The sequence below is a fragment of the Agrobacterium radiobacter genome (assembly GCF_040801995.1).
Lineage (GTDB): Bacteria > Pseudomonadota > Alphaproteobacteria > Rhizobiales > Rhizobiaceae > Agrobacterium > Agrobacterium radiobacter.
On the sequence record NZ_JBEGHX010000001.1, the window covers coordinates 2,099,689 to 2,114,376 of the forward strand.

The window sequence follows — 14,688 nt, forward strand, 5'->3', positions numbered from 1 at the left end:
CGACCGTGCCGATCATCGTCAATCTGGATGTCATGCTTGCAAAACGGAAGATGCGATCAAAGGAGCTCGCGGCCCGTATCGGCATTACCGAACAGAATCTTTCAATCCTGAAATCCGGCAGGGCGAAAGGCGTGCGCTTCGAAACCCTCGAAAAGATCTGCGAGGCGCTGGACTGCCAGCCCGGAGACCTTCTCGAATACAGGCACGGCCCCTCTGTCGTCACCGAGGAGGTGACGGACGAAACCTGAAAGCGACGGGCAGTCCCGTCGGTTCATCGCCCGTTCAGTGCCGTTTTCTATCATCCGTTGAAATTCGAACGGAACCAGCACGGAGCAAGCACCATGACCGACCACCGACCTCTTCTTTCGCGCCGCAGTTTCGCCGGGCTTGTCGCGCTTGCGCCGCTGTTTGCGGCAAGTGGTGCGGCTGCCGCGCCGGCAAGTCTGCGTGGCAGCGTCTCCTATCGCGAGCGCATCGCCCTGCCGCCGGGCGCGACCGTCACCGTGCGCCTGATCGATGTTTCGCTGGCGGATGCCCCGTCGCAGACGATTGCCGAAACCACCATCCGCCCGCGTGGCCAGGTGCCGGTGCCCTTCGTGCTGCGTTATGACGACCGCGACATCCGTGGCCGCCGCTCCTATGCGCTGAGCGCCGAAATCCGCGACCGCGACCGGCTGCTCTTCACCACCACCCGCCGTTACTCCGTCCTGACCGGCGGTCGCGACGATACCGATCTCGTGCTGGAGCGTGTCGGCGCGGGTCCGGGCAGGCCGGAGCCGGAAGCCGGCATCGACGGACGCTGGCTGGTGCAGGAGATCCGCGGCGAACGGATTCGCGGCCGCCGCCAGGCGACACTGGAAATTACCCGCGAGGGCCGCGTTTCCGGCAATGCCGGCTGTAACGGCATCGGCGGCGAGGTGAAGATCAGCCGCAACCGCGTCGATTTCGGCCGGATGATCTCCACCCAGATGGCCTGCGCGCCCGACATCATGCGCCAGGAGCGGCAGTTCATCGAAGCTCTGGAAGGCGCGCGCTCCTTCCGGCTGGAACCGCGTCGCGGCACGCTGGAACTGATCGACGGCCGCGGCCGCCCGGCCATGCGCCTGCGCCGCGCCTGAGGCCAGCAACGGCAGCACTGAAACAGCCGACGCCGCCGTGCTGGCCATGGAACATTCCATGTCGCTTCCGGCACGGCGCGCGCCCGTTTCCCGCCCTATGACTTTGGCTACGTCGCCTTGGCGCTTTGCTCCGCCGCCAAGCTGCGCTATGGAACGCGCCGAACTGTGCCGGCCGATGCCGGCGTGAAGTCTTTGAGGGAAAACGAATGACATCCTATGTTCTGACCGTAGCCTGCAAATCGACCCGTGGCATCGTCGCCGCGATTTCCGGTTATCTGGCGGAAAAGGGCTGCAACATCGTCGACAGTTCGCAGTTCGACGACCTCGAGACCGGCAAGTTCTTCATGCGCGTTTCCTTCATTTCGGAAGAAGGCGCCTCCCTTGAGGCCATCACCGAAGGCTTTCAGCCGGTGGCGAAAAAATTCGGCATGGAGGCGGAGATCTACCCGGACGGCCAGCGCATGAAGGCAATGCTGATGGTGTCGCGTTTCGGCCATTGCCTCAATGACCTCCTCTATCGCTGGAAGATCGGCGCGCTGCCGATCGATATCGTCGGCGTCGTCTCCAACCATTTCGATTACCAGAAAGTGGTGGTCAACCACGACATTCCCTTCCACCACATCAAGGTGACGAAGGAGAACAAGCCGAAGGCCGAAGCGCAGCTGATGGACCTGGTCGAAACGAGCGGCACGGAACTCGTGGTGCTGGCCCGTTACATGCAGGTTCTGTCCGATGACCTCTGCCGCAAGATGTCGGGCAAGATCATCAACATCCACCACTCCTTCCTGCCGAGCTTCAAGGGCGCAAACCCCTACAAGCAGGCCTATGAGCGCGGCGTGAAGCTTATCGGCGCAACGGCGCATTACGTCACCGCCGATCTCGACGAAGGCCCGATCATCGAGCAGGACACGGTGCGCATCACCCATGCACAATCGGCCGACGACTATGTCTCGCTTGGCCGCGACGTGGAAAGCCAGGTGCTGGCTCGCGCCATCCACGCCCATATCCACCACCGCACCTTCATCAACGGCAACCGCACGGTCGTCTTCCCGCCGAGCCCCGGCAGCTATGCTTCGGAGCGGATGGGGTGAAACCTTCGTCATTGACGAAATGACAACCACAGTTTACATTGCACCATGCTCACGATCCGGGAAACAAGCGAGTTTGCCGACTGGCTGGCGGGTCTGCGCGATGTGCAGGCGCGCGCCCGCATCGCACGCCGCATTTACCGGCTGGCGGACGGCAATCCCGGAGACGTGAAACCGGTTGGCGAAGGCGTCAGCGAACTCAGGATCGACCTTGGACCCGGATATCGGGTCTATTTTGTCCGGCACGGCGATGTCGTCATCATATTGCTGTGTGGCGGCGACAAGGCATCGCAACCCCGCGACATAGCCAGAGCCAAGAAACTGGCCAGAGCGCTCAAGGAGTGAGACCATGCCACTTGTGACACGCGATTACGATGCTGCCCGCTACCTTGATAGTGACGAAGCGCTTGCCGCTTACATCGCCGACGCCACAGAGAGCGGCGATGCACAGGAGCTCGCCCATGCGCTGGGCGTCGTGGCGCGGGCCAAGGGTATGACTGACCTTTCGAGACAAACCGGCCTTCCCCGCCAGACCTTGTACAAGGCGCTGAGCGGCGAGGGAAATCCGGAACTGGCGACGATTGCCAAGGTCGCCGACGCGCTGGGCTACAGGCTCTCGCTGGTGGCGAAACCGCCTGCAGACACGGCCGCCTGATAAACCCGGCGGGCTACGGCGCCTTTTCCACGCCACCAAACACCACCCGCGCCCTCAACCCGCGCCCGCCCGCGCCGTCCTCCAGCGTCAGTCGCCCGCCGAACAGCCCGGCGATCTCCTCGATGATCGCAAGGCCGAGGCCGGCGCCGGGGGCAGCGTTGGCTTCGCCGCGGGCGAAGCGCTGGCGCACCATGGCGCGTTTTTCCGGGGGTATGCCGGGGCCGTTATCTTCCACTTCCAGCCAGACAGCGCCCGTCTCCTTGCCAACGCGCACGGTGACTTCCGCCCCGCGCCCGGCATAATTGATGGCATTGGAAACGAGATTGCCGATCAGTTCGCCGATGAGGAGCGGCTCGGCGGGAATTGTCGCTTCGCCCTCGCCTTCGAAACCGAGATCGATGCCGGCGTCGGCCGCGCGCGGCACGAAATCGGCGGTTACGTTCTGCGCGACGGCCACCAGGTCTATCGCGGAAAAATCATGTTTTTCGCTCGAACCGGCGGCATCGATATTGGCCATGCGCAGCAGCTGGGCAAGGATATGTTCGGCATGCGCCACCGAAGCGCCGCCCTTCAGCGCCGCCGCCTGCGCCTCTTCAAGGCTTGCGGCGCGGGCGGAAAGGGCCAGCTGGGTGCTGATGATGGCGAGCGGCGTGCGCAGCTGATGGCTGGCATTGCCGGTGAAATGCCGGAGCGCATCGAGCGCCGATTGCAGCCGCACCATAAAGGAATTGACCGTCTCAACCAGATTTTCCACCTCCACCGGCACGGATTGGCGGATGGGGTGCAGGTCGTTCGGGCTGCGCTCGGCAATGGCTTCGCTGAGCCGGTAAAGCGGCCGGAGCGAAATCGTCACCGCGATCCAGACGATGATCGCAGCCCCCACGATCATCAGGAGCAGGCGGAGCGCAGACCGCAGGATGATCGCCTGCGCCAGCTGGCTGCGGGCAATCGTGGTTTCGGCAACGGTGACGGAAAAGGGCACGGAATTGATGCCGGTGGAGGCGAAACGCCTGATAGCAGCGATGCGGATCGGTTCATCGCGGAACACGGCATCGCGATAGGCGGGCGTATCACCCGCCGGGTTCGCAACGGTCGGCAGGTTCTGGTAACCCGTGAGGAATTGCCCGTTCGGCCCATCGACGCGGTAAAATACCCGGTCCTGCGCCGCCGATGTCAACATCTCCAGCGCGACATAGGGAATGTCGACTTCCAGCGAGCCGTCTTCTGCCACCACCACCCGCTCGGCAATGGCCAGAGCCGAACCAGAGAGCACGCGATCGGAGACGACATTGGCGGTGTTGACCGCCTCCCGCCATGTATCGGTGAGCGCAACGCAGCCGATAATGGCGGTGGAGATGAGAAGCCAGCCTAGAAGTCGCCGCCTGAGCGAATAGGCGGCCTGTATCATTCAGCCATCTCCGGCAGCTTTTCCAGATAATAGCCGATGCCGCGTGCCGTCTTAACCGTCAGCCCGTGGGGCGCGAGCCGCTTGCGCAGGCGGCTGACATATTGCTCGATGGCATTGGCGGAAATATCGTCGTCGAAGCCGGTCAGCGACTGCACGATCGCCTCCTTGGCGACAACCTTGCCGGCCCGCATGAACAGCACCTCAAGCAGCGCCACCTCGCGCGCCGGAATATCGAGCGGACGCCCATCTGCGGAAAAGGTGCGGGAATTGAGATCGAAAAGCACCTTGCCGAAACTGAGGGCGGAGGAACGCAAGCCGGCATTGCGGCGCAGCAGCACCCGCACACGGGCCTCGAATTCCGTGATGTCGAACGGCTTGATCATGTAGTCGTCGGCGCCGAGATCGAGCCCCTTGACCTTTTCTTCCGGCGTACCGCGCGCCGTCAGGATCAGCACCGCCGCCTTGTCCTGGCGCGAACGCATGGAGCGCAGCACCTCGATGCCATCCATTTCCGGCAGGTTGAGATCGAGAATGACGAGGTCGAAACTTTCCGCTGCAATCGCCGCATCGGCGGAAGCGCCATCGGAAACCACGTCCACCGCATAACCGCTGCCGCGCAGAAGTGCGGAAAGCCCTTCCGACAGCACCTGATTGTCCTCGACCAGCAAAATACGCAAATCTTCCCTCCCGCAATCCGCCGAATTTAACCAAGCCCTTGCCGCTTGTGAATGGCAAGCGCGTGCGGCATGATCTTTTCCATGCGTATCTGCCTTTTTCTCTGCCTCTGTCTTTGCATGGCCTCGCCCGCGCTTGCGCAGGTCGCCATTTTTCCCGCCCCATCAGGCAAGGCGGGTGCGGAAACGCTGGTGGTCTATTCCTCGCTCGATGAGCCTCTGGCGACGCCGATGATTGAAGGTTTCCAGAAGGCCAATCCCGATATTGCCGTCCATTATGAGGATATGCTGACCGGCGAAATCTACGACCGCATCGTAAAAGAAACCGATGCGGGCAAGAAGACCGCCGATTTCGCCTTTTCCTCCGCCATGGATCTGCAGGTGAAGTTGAGCAATGACGGTTATGCGCAGCGCTCCGATCTTGCCATGAGCGCCCGCTGGCCTGCCTGGGCGAACTGGCGCAACACCGCCTATGCGCTGACCTTCGAGCCGGCGGTCTTCGTCTATCACAAGCCGAGCTTCACCACGGAAAAGCCGCCCGCCACCCGCGCCGAATTTGTCGATTATCTCGAACGCCACGCCAGGCAAGTGCATGGCCGCATCGCAACTTACGACATCGAACGCTCCGGCGTCGGCTTCCTGTTCATGTCACGCGATCAGGAGCAGTTCGGCGATATATGGAACGTCATCAAGGCCATGGGCGCGGCGGGCGTGAAGGTCTACTCCACCTCCTCCGCCATTCTGGAGCGGGTCTCCGACGGCCGCTTCGTGCTGGGATACAACATTCTTGGCTCTTATGCGGCCGACTGGGCCTCGCGCCACCCCGATGTCGGCATCGTGCTGCCGAAAGACTATACCGTGGTCATGTCGCGTATCGGGCTGGTGCCGGAAGCCGCCGCCAACCCGGCGCTCGGGCGTCGTTATCTCGAGTTCTTCATGTCCAAGGAAGGCCAGACGATCATGGCCCGGCAATTGCAGATTCCCGCCGTCAGCCCTGAGGTGGCGGGCGAAAACACCGCCAATACCATGCAGGCCATCCACGGCGCACAATTGCGCCCGGTTCCCGTCAGCCCCGGCCTGATGGTCTATCTGGATCAGGTGAAACGCAGCCGCCTGATCGAGCGCTGGAACGAGGCGTTGAGGTCGCAGTAGGGTTGCGCCCGCAAACCAATCCGGGTGCCGTAACTCTCCCTCATCCCTGTGCTTGTCACAGGGATCCAGCCAGCCCAAGTCCTTGGGCTGAAAGGAGTCCTTCCGCCGCGCCGACGCGCATCGGCTGGATTCCCGTGACAGGCACGGGAATGAGGGTGGAGCAAGCTTCAAAAGCGCAAAACAAAGTCGCCCACACACGCCACAGTAGACGCCCGACGGAAATTAATAGAGAGTAAATGAGCAAGGACTTGCGTAGCGTCAGTTAGATGACAGCTTTTTGTGATGCTCTGCAATCCTTCTTCATTCCGTGGAGGCGGAAGAAGATGCGGGAGGAAATCCAGGACGATTGCCAAGGCACACGCTGACTATTCAGCGCTGGCACAGACGCGTCCTGAAAGCCCCCCGCATAAACGAAAAACGACGCCCAAAAAGGGCATCCTGAGGAGGGTTTTCTACGTGAAACATTTTCTTATCGGCACATTTCTGGCGGGCATGATCGCTCTTCCGGCCACTGCAGCGGATTATACCATCATTGCCCCGGCCAATCCCGGCGGCGGCTGGGACCAGACCGCGCGCTCGCTGCAGACGGTGCTGCAGGAAGAAGGCATTTCCAAGAGCGTTCAGGTACAGAACGTACCGGGCGCCGGCGGCACCATCGGTCTTGCGCAGTTCGCCAGCCAGCAGAAGGGCAACCCGAACGCCCTCATCGTCGGCGGTTACGTGATGGTCGGCGCGATCCTCACCAACAATGCGCCCGTCACCCTCAAGGAAGTGACGCCGATCGCCCGCCTGACCGGTGAATATGAAGCCATCGTCGTTCCGGCATCCTCGCCGCTGAAGACCATCGGCGACCTCGTCGACCAGCTCAAGAAGGACCCGGGCAGCGTTTCCTGGGGCGGCGGTTCCGCCGGCGGCACCGACCATATCGCCGTTGGCCTGATCGCCAAGGCGGCCGGCGTCGATCCGACCAAGATCAACTACATCGCTTACTCCGGCGGCGGCGAAGCGCTTGCCTCGATCCTCGGTTCGCAGGTAACGGCCGGCATTTCGAGCTACGGCGAATTCGAAAGCCAGGTGAAGGCCGGCACGCTGCGCCTGCTCGCGGTTTCCAGCGAAGAGAAGCTGGAAGGTGTCGACGCACCGACCTTGAAGGAAAGCGGCCTTGATGTCGTCGTCCAGAACTGGCGCATGGTCGCCGCTCCTCCCGGCCTGACGCCGGAACAGGAAAAGGCCGTTAATGCGGACATCGAGAAGCTGGTGAAATCCGCCAAGTGGCAGGAAACCCTGAAGACCAAGAGCTGGATGGACACCTATCTTGCCGGTGACGAATTCAAGGCGCAGCTCGCCAAGGATACCGACGCCACCGCCGCCATCCTCAAAGACATCGGACTGGTAAAATGAGCCAGGGTTCCAACCCTTCTGAGCATCAAAAGCGCCGCCCTGACTGGGCGGCGCTGGCGATCGCCATCTTCCTCGTCCTCATCGCAAGCGTGATCTTCTGGGACAGCGCCCGTCTCGCCAACGTCACCGGTTATTCGCCGGTCGGCCCGGCAACCGTGCCTTACGCCATCGGCTTCTGTCTCATCGGCCTGGCGCTCTGGACGGCCATCGAAGCATGGCGCGGCGATTTTCCCGAACGCGACAGGCAGGAAATTGCCCCTGTTATCTGGGTTGTCGCCGGTCTTGCCGCGCAGATGCTGCTGCTGAAGGTGGCGGGTTTCTCCATTGCCACCGGCCTGCTTTTTGCCTTCACGGCGCGCGCCTTCGGCAAACGCAAGCTCTGGTATTCGATCCCCATCGGCATCGCCCTGAGCTTCGTCATCTGGTTTATTTTCGCGCGGCTGCTGCAGCTTTCGCTGCCCGCCGGGCCTCTGGAACGGCTGTTCTTCTGACGGCCATTCCGACCAAAATTCGAGATCACAGGAAACCGCAGGCGCGCGATGACGCATACGCCAGCCGTTCCGCCCGACAGGGGGACATCTGTCCATGAGTACCTTTGAATTCCTGCTGCACGGTCTTGAGGTTGCCGCCCAACCCATGAACCTGCTCTATGCGCTGATCGGCGTCACACTCGGCACCGCCGTCGGCGTTCTGCCCGGCATCGGGCCGGCGCTGACCGTCGCGCTGCTTCTGCCCGTCACCTACAGGCTCGATCCCGCTGGCTCGCTCATCATGTTCGCCGGCATCTATTACGGCGGCATGTATGGCGGATCGACCACCTCGATCCTGCTCAACACGCCGGGCGAAAGCGCCTCGATCGTCACCGCGCTCGAAGGCAACAAGATGGCCCGCAAGGGCAGAGGCGGCCCGGCCCTCGCCACCGCCGCCATCGGCTCCTTCGTCGCCGGCCTCATCGCCACCATCGCGCTCGCGTTTATCGCACCATACATCGTCAAGCTGGCGCTGGTCTTCGGCCCGCGTGAATATTTCGCGCTGATGGTGCTCGCCTTCGTCACCGTTTCCTCCGCCTTCGGGGATTCGGCGTTGCGCGGCCTCACCTCGCTGTTCATCGGCTTTGCCCTTGCCATCGTCGGCATCGACCAGCTGACCGGCCAGACCCGCATGAGCTTCGGCATTCCCGATCTGCTTGACGGCGTGGAAGTAACGACGCTTGCGGTGGCCATGTTCGCCATCGGCGAAACACTGTTCATCGTCGCGCAGGGCAGCACCGGCCCGGACAAGGTCGAGGCCGTCAAGGGTTCGGTCTGGATGAGCGCGCAGGACTGGGCGCGTTCCTGGAAAGCCTGGCTGCGCGGCACGCTGATCGGCTTTCCTATCGGCGCCATGCCGGCGGGCGGTGCTGAAATCGGCACCTTCCTGTCCTATGCCACCGAAAAGAAGCTGACCAAATATCCGGAAGAATTCGGCCATGGCGCCATTGAAGGCGTGGCCGGTCCGGAAGCCGCCAACAACGCGTCTGCCGCCGGTACGCTGGTGCCGCTGCTGACGCTCGGCCTGCCGACAACGGCGACGGCCGCCATCATGCTCGCCGGCTTCCAGCAATATGGCCTTCAGCCCGGCCCGCTGCTGTTTGCCACCAATCCGCAGCTGGTCTGGGGCCTGATCGCCAGCCTCTTCATCGCCAACCTGATGCTGCTGGTGCTCAACCTGCCGCTCGTCGGCCTGTGGGTGAAGCTGCTGACCATTCCGAAGCCATGGCTCTATGCGGGTATTCTGTTGTTCGCGACGCTCGGCACCATCGGCGCCAACCCGTCCGTGTTCGAACTCGGCATGCTGCTCGCCTTCGGTATCCTCGGTTACATCATGCGCATCTTCGGTTATCCGATTGCGCCTGCGGTGGTCGGTCTCATCCTCGGCCCGCTTGCGGAACAGCAGCTGCGCCGCGCGCTCGCCATCGGCCAGGGCGACCCAACGGTGCTGTTCACCTCACCGATTGCCGTTGGCCTTTTCCTTGTCGCGGCAGCCGCCTTCATCATTCCGCTGATCATGCGTATTCGCGGCCGCGGCGAGGTGCTGGCGCAGCTTGCCGCCAACGAGGACTGATAAACCGGAAACCTGCCAGGGCAACTGGCCCCGTATCTTCGGATGCGGGGCTTTTTTATTCACACCAACGGGATGTGTGGCGCAGACGCGGCCATGATATGATTCCGCTCCAAACGCAGGAGAAAAACATGCGCAAGATCGCGATCTTGATGGTTCTGGCCCTCGCCGGCTGCGCCACCGCCGCACCCGACGTGGAGCCCATTCCCGGCAGCATCACCTATGGCGGACAGCCCCGCACCAAATTGACCAAATCTCCCATCGGCAGCACGCTCAGTAATGAATTCGTCATGGGCGACGGACGGCTGGCAATTGAGACATACCGAATACAGCCAGACCGCTCCCTGAAGCTGGAGAGACGCGAAATCGTTGGTGACTGGCCGCCAGAGTGAGCGCGGCTATCGTGATGGGTAAAACACAGACGGATAAAAGGGCACCCACGACATTGGCCCCGGCCTCTCCTCACCCTCAACGTCATCCTCGGGCTTGACCCGAGGATGACCGGGAAGAGGTTTGAGCAAATGTTTCACTGTCCCCACATTTCCCGCTCACCGCAATTCAGAACCGTTCTAAAACATATTTTTGATTTCCGCATACCTTGCCAATAAAGCTGATAGCGAACATCAAGTTAACCCTGCGGGAGCACTTCCGCCGGTTCAGAACCATATTGCAAGGGACATATAAGTGGCCATCAACTTCACCTTCCCCGTTCGACTGCTGGCGGCAGCGGCCTTCAGCCTTGGCGCGATGACTGCGGGCGCTGAGGAAATGACGATCAAGCACGCGCAGGGCGAGACCGTGCTGAAGGCGGCGCCGAAGAAGGTTCTGGTTCTCGATATTCCCTCGCTCGACAATCTCGATGCGCTCGGCGTCGAGCCAACAGGCGTCGTCGGCTCCAACCTGCCGACCTACCTGCAGAAATATGCCGACGGCAAATATCTGAAGGTCGGCACGCTGTTCGAACCCGACTACGAGGCTATCAATGCGGCGGAAGCCGATCTCGTCATCGTCGGCGGCCGTTCGCGGGCGAAATATCCTGACGTTGCGAAGATCACGCCCGCCATCGACATGTCGATCGATTCCAAGGAATTCATCAACAGCGTCAAAGGCAACATCACCAAGCTCGGCGATATCTTCGGCAAGCAGGAAGAAGCAAAGAAGCTGGATGCCGTCATCGATGAGAAGGTCGCGAAGCTGAAGGAGATCGCTCCCAACTCCGGCACGGCGATGATCCTCGTCACCAATGCCGGCAAGGTCGGCGTTTACGGTCCAACCTCGCGCACCGGCTGGCTGCACACCGAAATCGGCTTCAAGCCGGTCGCCGCCGATATTGACGACCGCTTCGACCGCGGCGACGTCGTGTCCTTCGAATATCTGGCCGAGGTCAACCCCGAATGGCTGTTCGTGATCGACCGCGATGCCGGCATCGGCCGCGCCACCGATCCGGGCAAGGCAGCCGCGCAGGTGCTGGATAACGAGCTGGTGCACCAGACCAATGCGTGGAAGAAAAAGCAGATCGTCTATCTCGACCCGCAGGCCGCCTATATCGTCAGCAGCGGTTATACCGCGCTCACCACCCTGCTCGATCAGGTCTACAAGGCCGTTTCCGAGAAGAAGTCGTAAAAATTGCTGGGCATCCGCTCCTGAAGGCTGCTCCACACTCCCCGTCATCCTCGGGCTTGACCCGAGTATGACCAAGGAGAGGTCGGACGCCTGTTTCGGCAGCCTGCCAAGCCACCGGGAGCTTTCGCTATTTTCGAAAAACCACCAACGTGAAATCCCTGTCTCTCATCCTTGCCCTTCTTCTGGCGCTGACACTCGCAATCGTCAGCCTGTTCGTCGGTGTGAGCAACGTTTCGCTGGCTACGCTTTTTGCACCTGACACAAGCACGGATGCACTGCGCGTGCTGCTCGTCAGCCGCATTCCGCGCACGCTGGCGCTGATACTGGCCGGAAGCTCGATGGCGATTGCCGGTCTCATCATGCAGATGCTGGTGCGCAACCGTTTCGTGGAGCCTTCGACGGCGGGCACCACCGAATCCGCCGGTCTCGGCCTGCTCACCGTCACCCTGATTGCACCCGACACGCCGATCTTCGGCAAGATGCTGGTGGCCGCCGTTTTCGCGCTCGCCGGCACCGCGCTGTTCCTGCGTATCCTGAGACAAGTGCCATTGCGGGACGTGCTGCTGGTGCCGCTGATCGGCATCATGCTGGGCGGCGTCATCTCCGCCGTCACCACCTTCTTCGCTTATCGTTTCGATCTCTTGCAATCGCTCGGCGCATGGATGACGGGGGATTTTTCCGGCGTGCTGCGCGGCCGCTATGAATTGCTCTGGGTCGGTTTCCTCTTCGCCATTGCCGCCTATCTCGCCGCGGACCGGTTTACGGTGGCTGGCATGGGGCGCGACTTCACCACCAATCTCGGCCTCAACTATCGCCGGGTGATGGCGCTCGGCCTCACCATCGTCTCGCTGGTCAGCGCCGTTGTCGTCGTCACCGTCGGCATGATCCCCTTTCTCGGGCTGATCGTGCCGAACGTCGTCAGCCTGATGATCGGCGACAATATGCGCCGCTCGGTTCCATGGGTAGCGACGCTTGGCGCAGTCTTCGTTCTCTCCTGCGACATCATCGGCCGAACCGTGCGCGCGCCTTATGAAATACCGATCGGAACCGTGGTCGGCGTCATCGGCAGCGTGCTGTTCCTTTATCTCCTGCTGCGGAAACGCCACCATGCGTGAGAGAAACCCCGAAAGGCGCGCAAAAACCGTTCTGCTCGTGCTTGCGGCATTCGCGCTCATCTCCATGGCCGCCTTCATGACGCTCGGCGCAAAGGGAAGCTGGAGCTTCGTGCTGCCGTTTCGCGGCATCAAGCTTCTGTCGCTGTTGCTGGTGGCCTATGCCATCGCGGTCTCCACCGTACTGTTCCAGACGGTCACCAATAATCGCATCCTCACCCCTTCGGTCATGGGCTTCGATTCGCTTTACGTGCTGATGCAGACGGGGCTGATTTTCGTCTTCGGCTCGGCAACCGTCGTGATGATCGATCCGCAACTGAAGTTTCTCGTCGAAACCGGGCTGCTCGTCGCCTTTTCCGCCCTGCTCTATCGCTGGCTGTTCGTCGGCGCGGAACGCAGCCTGCATCTTCTCGTACTGGTCGGCATCGTCTTCGGCGTGTTTTTCCGCAGCCTCTCGGGCTTCATGCAGCGCGTGCTCGACCCCAATGAGTATACGGTGCTGCAGGACGTGCTGTTCGCCAGCTTCAATTCTATCGATCCGACGCTTCTCATGGTCTCCGCCGTTATCATCGGCGTGGTGACCATCATCGGGCTGAGGCTCATGCACACGCTCGATGTCCTCTCGCTCGGCCGTGCGACGGCCATCAGCCTCGGCGTCGAATACAAGCGCACGGTCACCATCATCCTCGTTCTGGTCTCCGTGCTCGTTGCCGTCTCCACCGCGCTTGTCGGCCCGGTCATGTTCTTCGGGCTGCTGGTTGCGGCCCTTGCCCATTATCTCACCGGCAATGGCAAGCACGCATATGTGCTGCCGGCCGCGATCCTCATCGCCGTGATCTGCCTCGTGGGCGGTCAGGTGGTGCTGGAGCGGATATTCGCCTTCGATACGGCGCTCTCGATCATCATCGAATTTCTGGGCGGCATCGTCTTTATCGGTCTTATTCTGAAACGAGGTGCGCGATGATCATCGCCAATCAGATCAGCAAATCCTATGGCGACACGGTTGTGATAGACGGCGTCTCCGTCTCCATTCCGGCAGGCGGCGTCACCTCCATCATCGGGCCGAACGGGGCGGGAAAATCGACGCTGCTTTCCATCGTGGCGCGGCTGATGTCGATGGATGCCGGGACCGTCACGGTCGACGGGCTCGATGTCACGAAAACCGCTTCCGACACGCTGGCGAAGCGGCTTTCTATCCTGCGGCAGGACAACCACATCTCCTCGCGCCTGACGGTGCGCGACCTCGTCGGTTTCGGCCGCTACCCCTATTCAAAGGGCCGCCCCACCATCGAGGACAAGGTCCATATCGACCGGGCGTTGGAATATCTGCATCTCGAACCCTTGGCCGGGCGGTTTCTGGATGAGCTTTCCGGCGGCCAGCGCCAGCGCGCCTTCGTGGCCATGGTGCTGTGTCAGGATACGGATTATGTGCTGCTCGACGAACCGCTCAACAATCTCGACATGAAACACGCCTCCAGCATGATGAAGATCATGCGCAAGGCCGCCGACGAGCTGAAAAAGACCGTGGTTCTGGTGCTGCACGACATCAACTTCGCCTCCTGGTATTCCGACACGATCATCGCCATGCGCGAGGGCCGCATCTGCCATCACGGACCTGCAGAAGAGATCATCCGCCCCGAGATTCTCCAGGAAATCTACGACATGCCGATCCGCGTCAATGAGATAGACGGCCGGCGCATCTGCCTGTTTTACGAATGACATGATGATTGTGCAGGATTTTTACTGTCCCAGTGCTTAGCATGGAACAGGGCCACAGGCCCGGACGTTAAACGACGGACTTTTCCAAAGCGGCATTCCGTCCGCAACTTCAGGAGACATCGATGAAGACGCACAAGACGAAGAACGACCTGCCTTCCAACGCCAAGTCGACCGTAATCGGCATTCTGAATGAATCGCTCGCTTCCGTCATCGACCTTGCGCTCATCACCAAGCAGGCGCACTGGAACCTCAAGGGCCCGCAATTCATCGCCGTCCATGAACTTCTCGATACGTTCCGCACACAACTCGACAATCACGGCGACACGATTGCCGAGCGCGTCGTCCAGCTTGGCGGCACGGCGCTTGGCAGCCTGCAATCCGTCTCCTCGACGACCAAGCTCAAGGCCTATCCGACCGATATCTACAAGATCCACGACCATCTGGATGCGCTGATCGAGCGTTATGGCGACGTGGCGAACATGATCCGCAAGGCCATCGACGATTCAGACGAGGCCGGTGATCCGACGACGGCCGACATCTTCACCGCCGCCTCGCGCGATCTCGACAAGTCGCTTTGGTTCCTGGAAGCGCATGTGCAGGAAAAGAGCTGAGCGGAAAAATCCGCCACCCCAACAACA

The 14,688-nt window shown here is 61.5% G+C and carries 17 protein-coding genes; 15 read left to right on the forward strand and 2 right to left on the reverse strand.

Annotated features, from left to right (window positions below):
- Positions 1-5: 5 nt before the first annotated feature.
- The 5 genes from MRBLRC7O_RS10530 to MRBLRC7O_RS10550 all read left to right on the forward strand — a co-directional run bounded on the left by MRBLRC7O_RS10530 (position 6) and on the right by MRBLRC7O_RS10550 (position 2,861).
- The gene (locus MRBLRC7O_RS10530; protein ID WP_080866411.1) at positions 6-248 is read left to right on the forward strand and encodes a helix-turn-helix domain-containing protein; all 243 of its coding nucleotides are present in this window, start codon (positions 6-8) and stop codon (positions 246-248) included.
- Positions 249-341: 93 nt separating this feature from the next.
- A complete protein-coding gene (locus MRBLRC7O_RS10535; RefSeq protein ID WP_080866412.1) occupies positions 342-1,118 on the forward strand; it encodes a YbaY family lipoprotein in 777 nt (258 codons plus the stop codon).
- Between the two features lie 206 nt (positions 1,119-1,324).
- The gene (gene purU / locus MRBLRC7O_RS10540; protein WP_004429922.1) at positions 1,325-2,209 is read left to right on the forward strand and encodes a formyltetrahydrofolate deformylase; all 885 of its coding nucleotides are present in this window, start codon (positions 1,325-1,327) and stop codon (positions 2,207-2,209) included.
- Positions 2,210-2,254: 45 nt separating this feature from the next.
- The gene (locus MRBLRC7O_RS10545) at positions 2,255-2,551 is read left to right on the forward strand and encodes a type II toxin-antitoxin system RelE/ParE family toxin (protein ID WP_020011654.1); all 297 of its coding nucleotides are present in this window, start codon (positions 2,255-2,257) and stop codon (positions 2,549-2,551) included.
- A gap of 4 nt (positions 2,552-2,555) precedes the next feature.
- Positions 2,556-2,861, forward strand: a complete 306-nt coding sequence (locus MRBLRC7O_RS10550) for an addiction module antidote protein (protein WP_060723677.1) — start codon at positions 2,556-2,558, stop codon at positions 2,859-2,861.
- Between the two features lie 13 nt (positions 2,862-2,874).
- Here MRBLRC7O_RS10550 and MRBLRC7O_RS10555 read toward each other — a convergent pair whose 3' ends face one another.
- Together MRBLRC7O_RS10555 and MRBLRC7O_RS10560 are read right to left on the reverse strand one after the other, a co-directional pair.
- Positions 2,875-4,269: a sensor histidine kinase gene (locus MRBLRC7O_RS10555; protein ID WP_080866413.1), complete on the reverse strand. Its 1,395-nt coding sequence runs from the start codon at positions 4,267-4,269 to the stop codon at positions 2,875-2,877.
- Positions 4,266-4,946: a response regulator gene (locus tag MRBLRC7O_RS10560; protein ID WP_003491888.1), complete on the reverse strand. Its 681-nt coding sequence runs from the start codon at positions 4,944-4,946 to the stop codon at positions 4,266-4,268. The genes MRBLRC7O_RS10555 and MRBLRC7O_RS10560 overlap by 4 nt, the downstream gene beginning before the upstream one ends.
- 51 nt (positions 4,947-4,997) lie before the next feature.
- Between MRBLRC7O_RS10560 and MRBLRC7O_RS10565 the strand changes: the two genes are divergently transcribed.
- The 10 genes from MRBLRC7O_RS10565 to dps all read left to right on the forward strand — a co-directional run bounded on the left by MRBLRC7O_RS10565 (position 4,998) and on the right by dps (position 14,661).
- The gene (locus tag MRBLRC7O_RS10565; protein ID WP_371412712.1) at positions 4,998-6,095 is read left to right on the forward strand and encodes an ABC transporter substrate-binding protein; all 1,098 of its coding nucleotides are present in this window, start codon (positions 4,998-5,000) and stop codon (positions 6,093-6,095) included.
- 492 nt (positions 6,096-6,587) lie between these two features.
- Positions 6,588-7,496: a Bug family tripartite tricarboxylate transporter substrate binding protein gene (locus MRBLRC7O_RS10570; protein ID WP_153315970.1), complete on the forward strand. Its 909-nt coding sequence runs from the start codon at positions 6,588-6,590 to the stop codon at positions 7,494-7,496.
- Positions 7,493-7,987: a tripartite tricarboxylate transporter TctB family protein gene (locus tag MRBLRC7O_RS10575; RefSeq protein ID WP_080866415.1), complete on the forward strand. Its 495-nt coding sequence runs from the start codon at positions 7,493-7,495 to the stop codon at positions 7,985-7,987. The genes MRBLRC7O_RS10570 and MRBLRC7O_RS10575 overlap by 4 nt, the downstream gene beginning before the upstream one ends.
- 94 nt (positions 7,988-8,081) lie before the next feature.
- Positions 8,082-9,599, forward strand: a complete 1,518-nt coding sequence (locus tag MRBLRC7O_RS10580) for a tripartite tricarboxylate transporter permease (RefSeq protein ID WP_080866416.1) — start codon at positions 8,082-8,084, stop codon at positions 9,597-9,599.
- A gap of 128 nt (positions 9,600-9,727) precedes the next feature.
- The gene (locus tag MRBLRC7O_RS10585; RefSeq protein WP_004429904.1) at positions 9,728-9,988 is read left to right on the forward strand and encodes a hypothetical protein; all 261 of its coding nucleotides are present in this window, start codon (positions 9,728-9,730) and stop codon (positions 9,986-9,988) included.
- Between the two features lie 292 nt (positions 9,989-10,280).
- Entirely contained in the window at positions 10,281-11,219 is a 939-nt protein-coding gene (locus MRBLRC7O_RS10590) for a siderophore ABC transporter substrate-binding protein (RefSeq protein WP_004429902.1), read from the forward strand.
- Positions 11,220-11,368: 149 nt separating this feature from the next.
- Positions 11,369-12,334: an ABC transporter permease gene (locus MRBLRC7O_RS10595; protein WP_004429900.1), complete on the forward strand. Its 966-nt coding sequence runs from the start codon at positions 11,369-11,371 to the stop codon at positions 12,332-12,334.
- Entirely contained in the window at positions 12,327-13,295 is a 969-nt protein-coding gene (locus MRBLRC7O_RS10600) for an iron chelate uptake ABC transporter family permease subunit (RefSeq protein ID WP_004429898.1), read from the forward strand. The genes MRBLRC7O_RS10595 and MRBLRC7O_RS10600 overlap by 8 nt, the downstream gene beginning before the upstream one ends.
- The gene (locus MRBLRC7O_RS10605) at positions 13,292-14,050 is read left to right on the forward strand and encodes an iron ABC transporter ATP-binding protein (protein WP_004429896.1); all 759 of its coding nucleotides are present in this window, start codon (positions 13,292-13,294) and stop codon (positions 14,048-14,050) included. Before MRBLRC7O_RS10600 ends, MRBLRC7O_RS10605 begins: the two co-directional genes overlap by 4 nt.
- 122 nt (positions 14,051-14,172) lie before the next feature.
- The gene (gene dps, locus MRBLRC7O_RS10610) at positions 14,173-14,661 is read left to right on the forward strand and encodes a DNA starvation/stationary phase protection protein Dps (RefSeq protein WP_004429894.1); all 489 of its coding nucleotides are present in this window, start codon (positions 14,173-14,175) and stop codon (positions 14,659-14,661) included.
- Positions 14,662-14,688: the final 27 nt, after the last annotated feature.

Coding starts and splice junctions, on each gene's coding strand:
- MRBLRC7O_RS10555 (WP_080866413.1), bottom strand. CDS start 4,269: ATGATACAGGCCGCCTATTCGCTCAGGCGGCGACTTCTAGGCTGGCTT.
- purU (WP_004429922.1), top strand. CDS start 1,325: ATGACATCCTATGTTCTGACCGTAGCCTGCAAATCGACCCGTGGCATC.
- MRBLRC7O_RS10580 (WP_080866416.1), top strand. CDS start 8,082: ATGAGTACCTTTGAATTCCTGCTGCACGGTCTTGAGGTTGCCGCCCAA.
- MRBLRC7O_RS10585 (WP_004429904.1), top strand. CDS start 9,728: ATGCGCAAGATCGCGATCTTGATGGTTCTGGCCCTCGCCGGCTGCGCC.
- MRBLRC7O_RS10570 (WP_153315970.1), top strand. CDS start 6,588: ATGATCGCTCTTCCGGCCACTGCAGCGGATTATACCATCATTGCCCCG.
- MRBLRC7O_RS10575 (WP_080866415.1), top strand. CDS start 7,493: ATGAGCCAGGGTTCCAACCCTTCTGAGCATCAAAAGCGCCGCCCTGAC.
- MRBLRC7O_RS10600 (WP_004429898.1), top strand. CDS start 12,327: ATGCGTGAGAGAAACCCCGAAAGGCGCGCAAAAACCGTTCTGCTCGTG.
- MRBLRC7O_RS10565 (WP_371412712.1), top strand. CDS start 4,998: ATGGCAAGCGCGTGCGGCATGATCTTTTCCATGCGTATCTGCCTTTTT.
- MRBLRC7O_RS10535 (WP_080866412.1), top strand. CDS start 342: ATGACCGACCACCGACCTCTTCTTTCGCGCCGCAGTTTCGCCGGGCTT.
- MRBLRC7O_RS10545 (WP_020011654.1), top strand. CDS start 2,255: ATGCTCACGATCCGGGAAACAAGCGAGTTTGCCGACTGGCTGGCGGGT.
- MRBLRC7O_RS10550 (WP_060723677.1), top strand. CDS start 2,556: ATGCCACTTGTGACACGCGATTACGATGCTGCCCGCTACCTTGATAGT.
- MRBLRC7O_RS10605 (WP_004429896.1), top strand. CDS start 13,292: ATGATCATCGCCAATCAGATCAGCAAATCCTATGGCGACACGGTTGTG.
- dps (WP_004429894.1), top strand. CDS start 14,173: ATGAAGACGCACAAGACGAAGAACGACCTGCCTTCCAACGCCAAGTCG.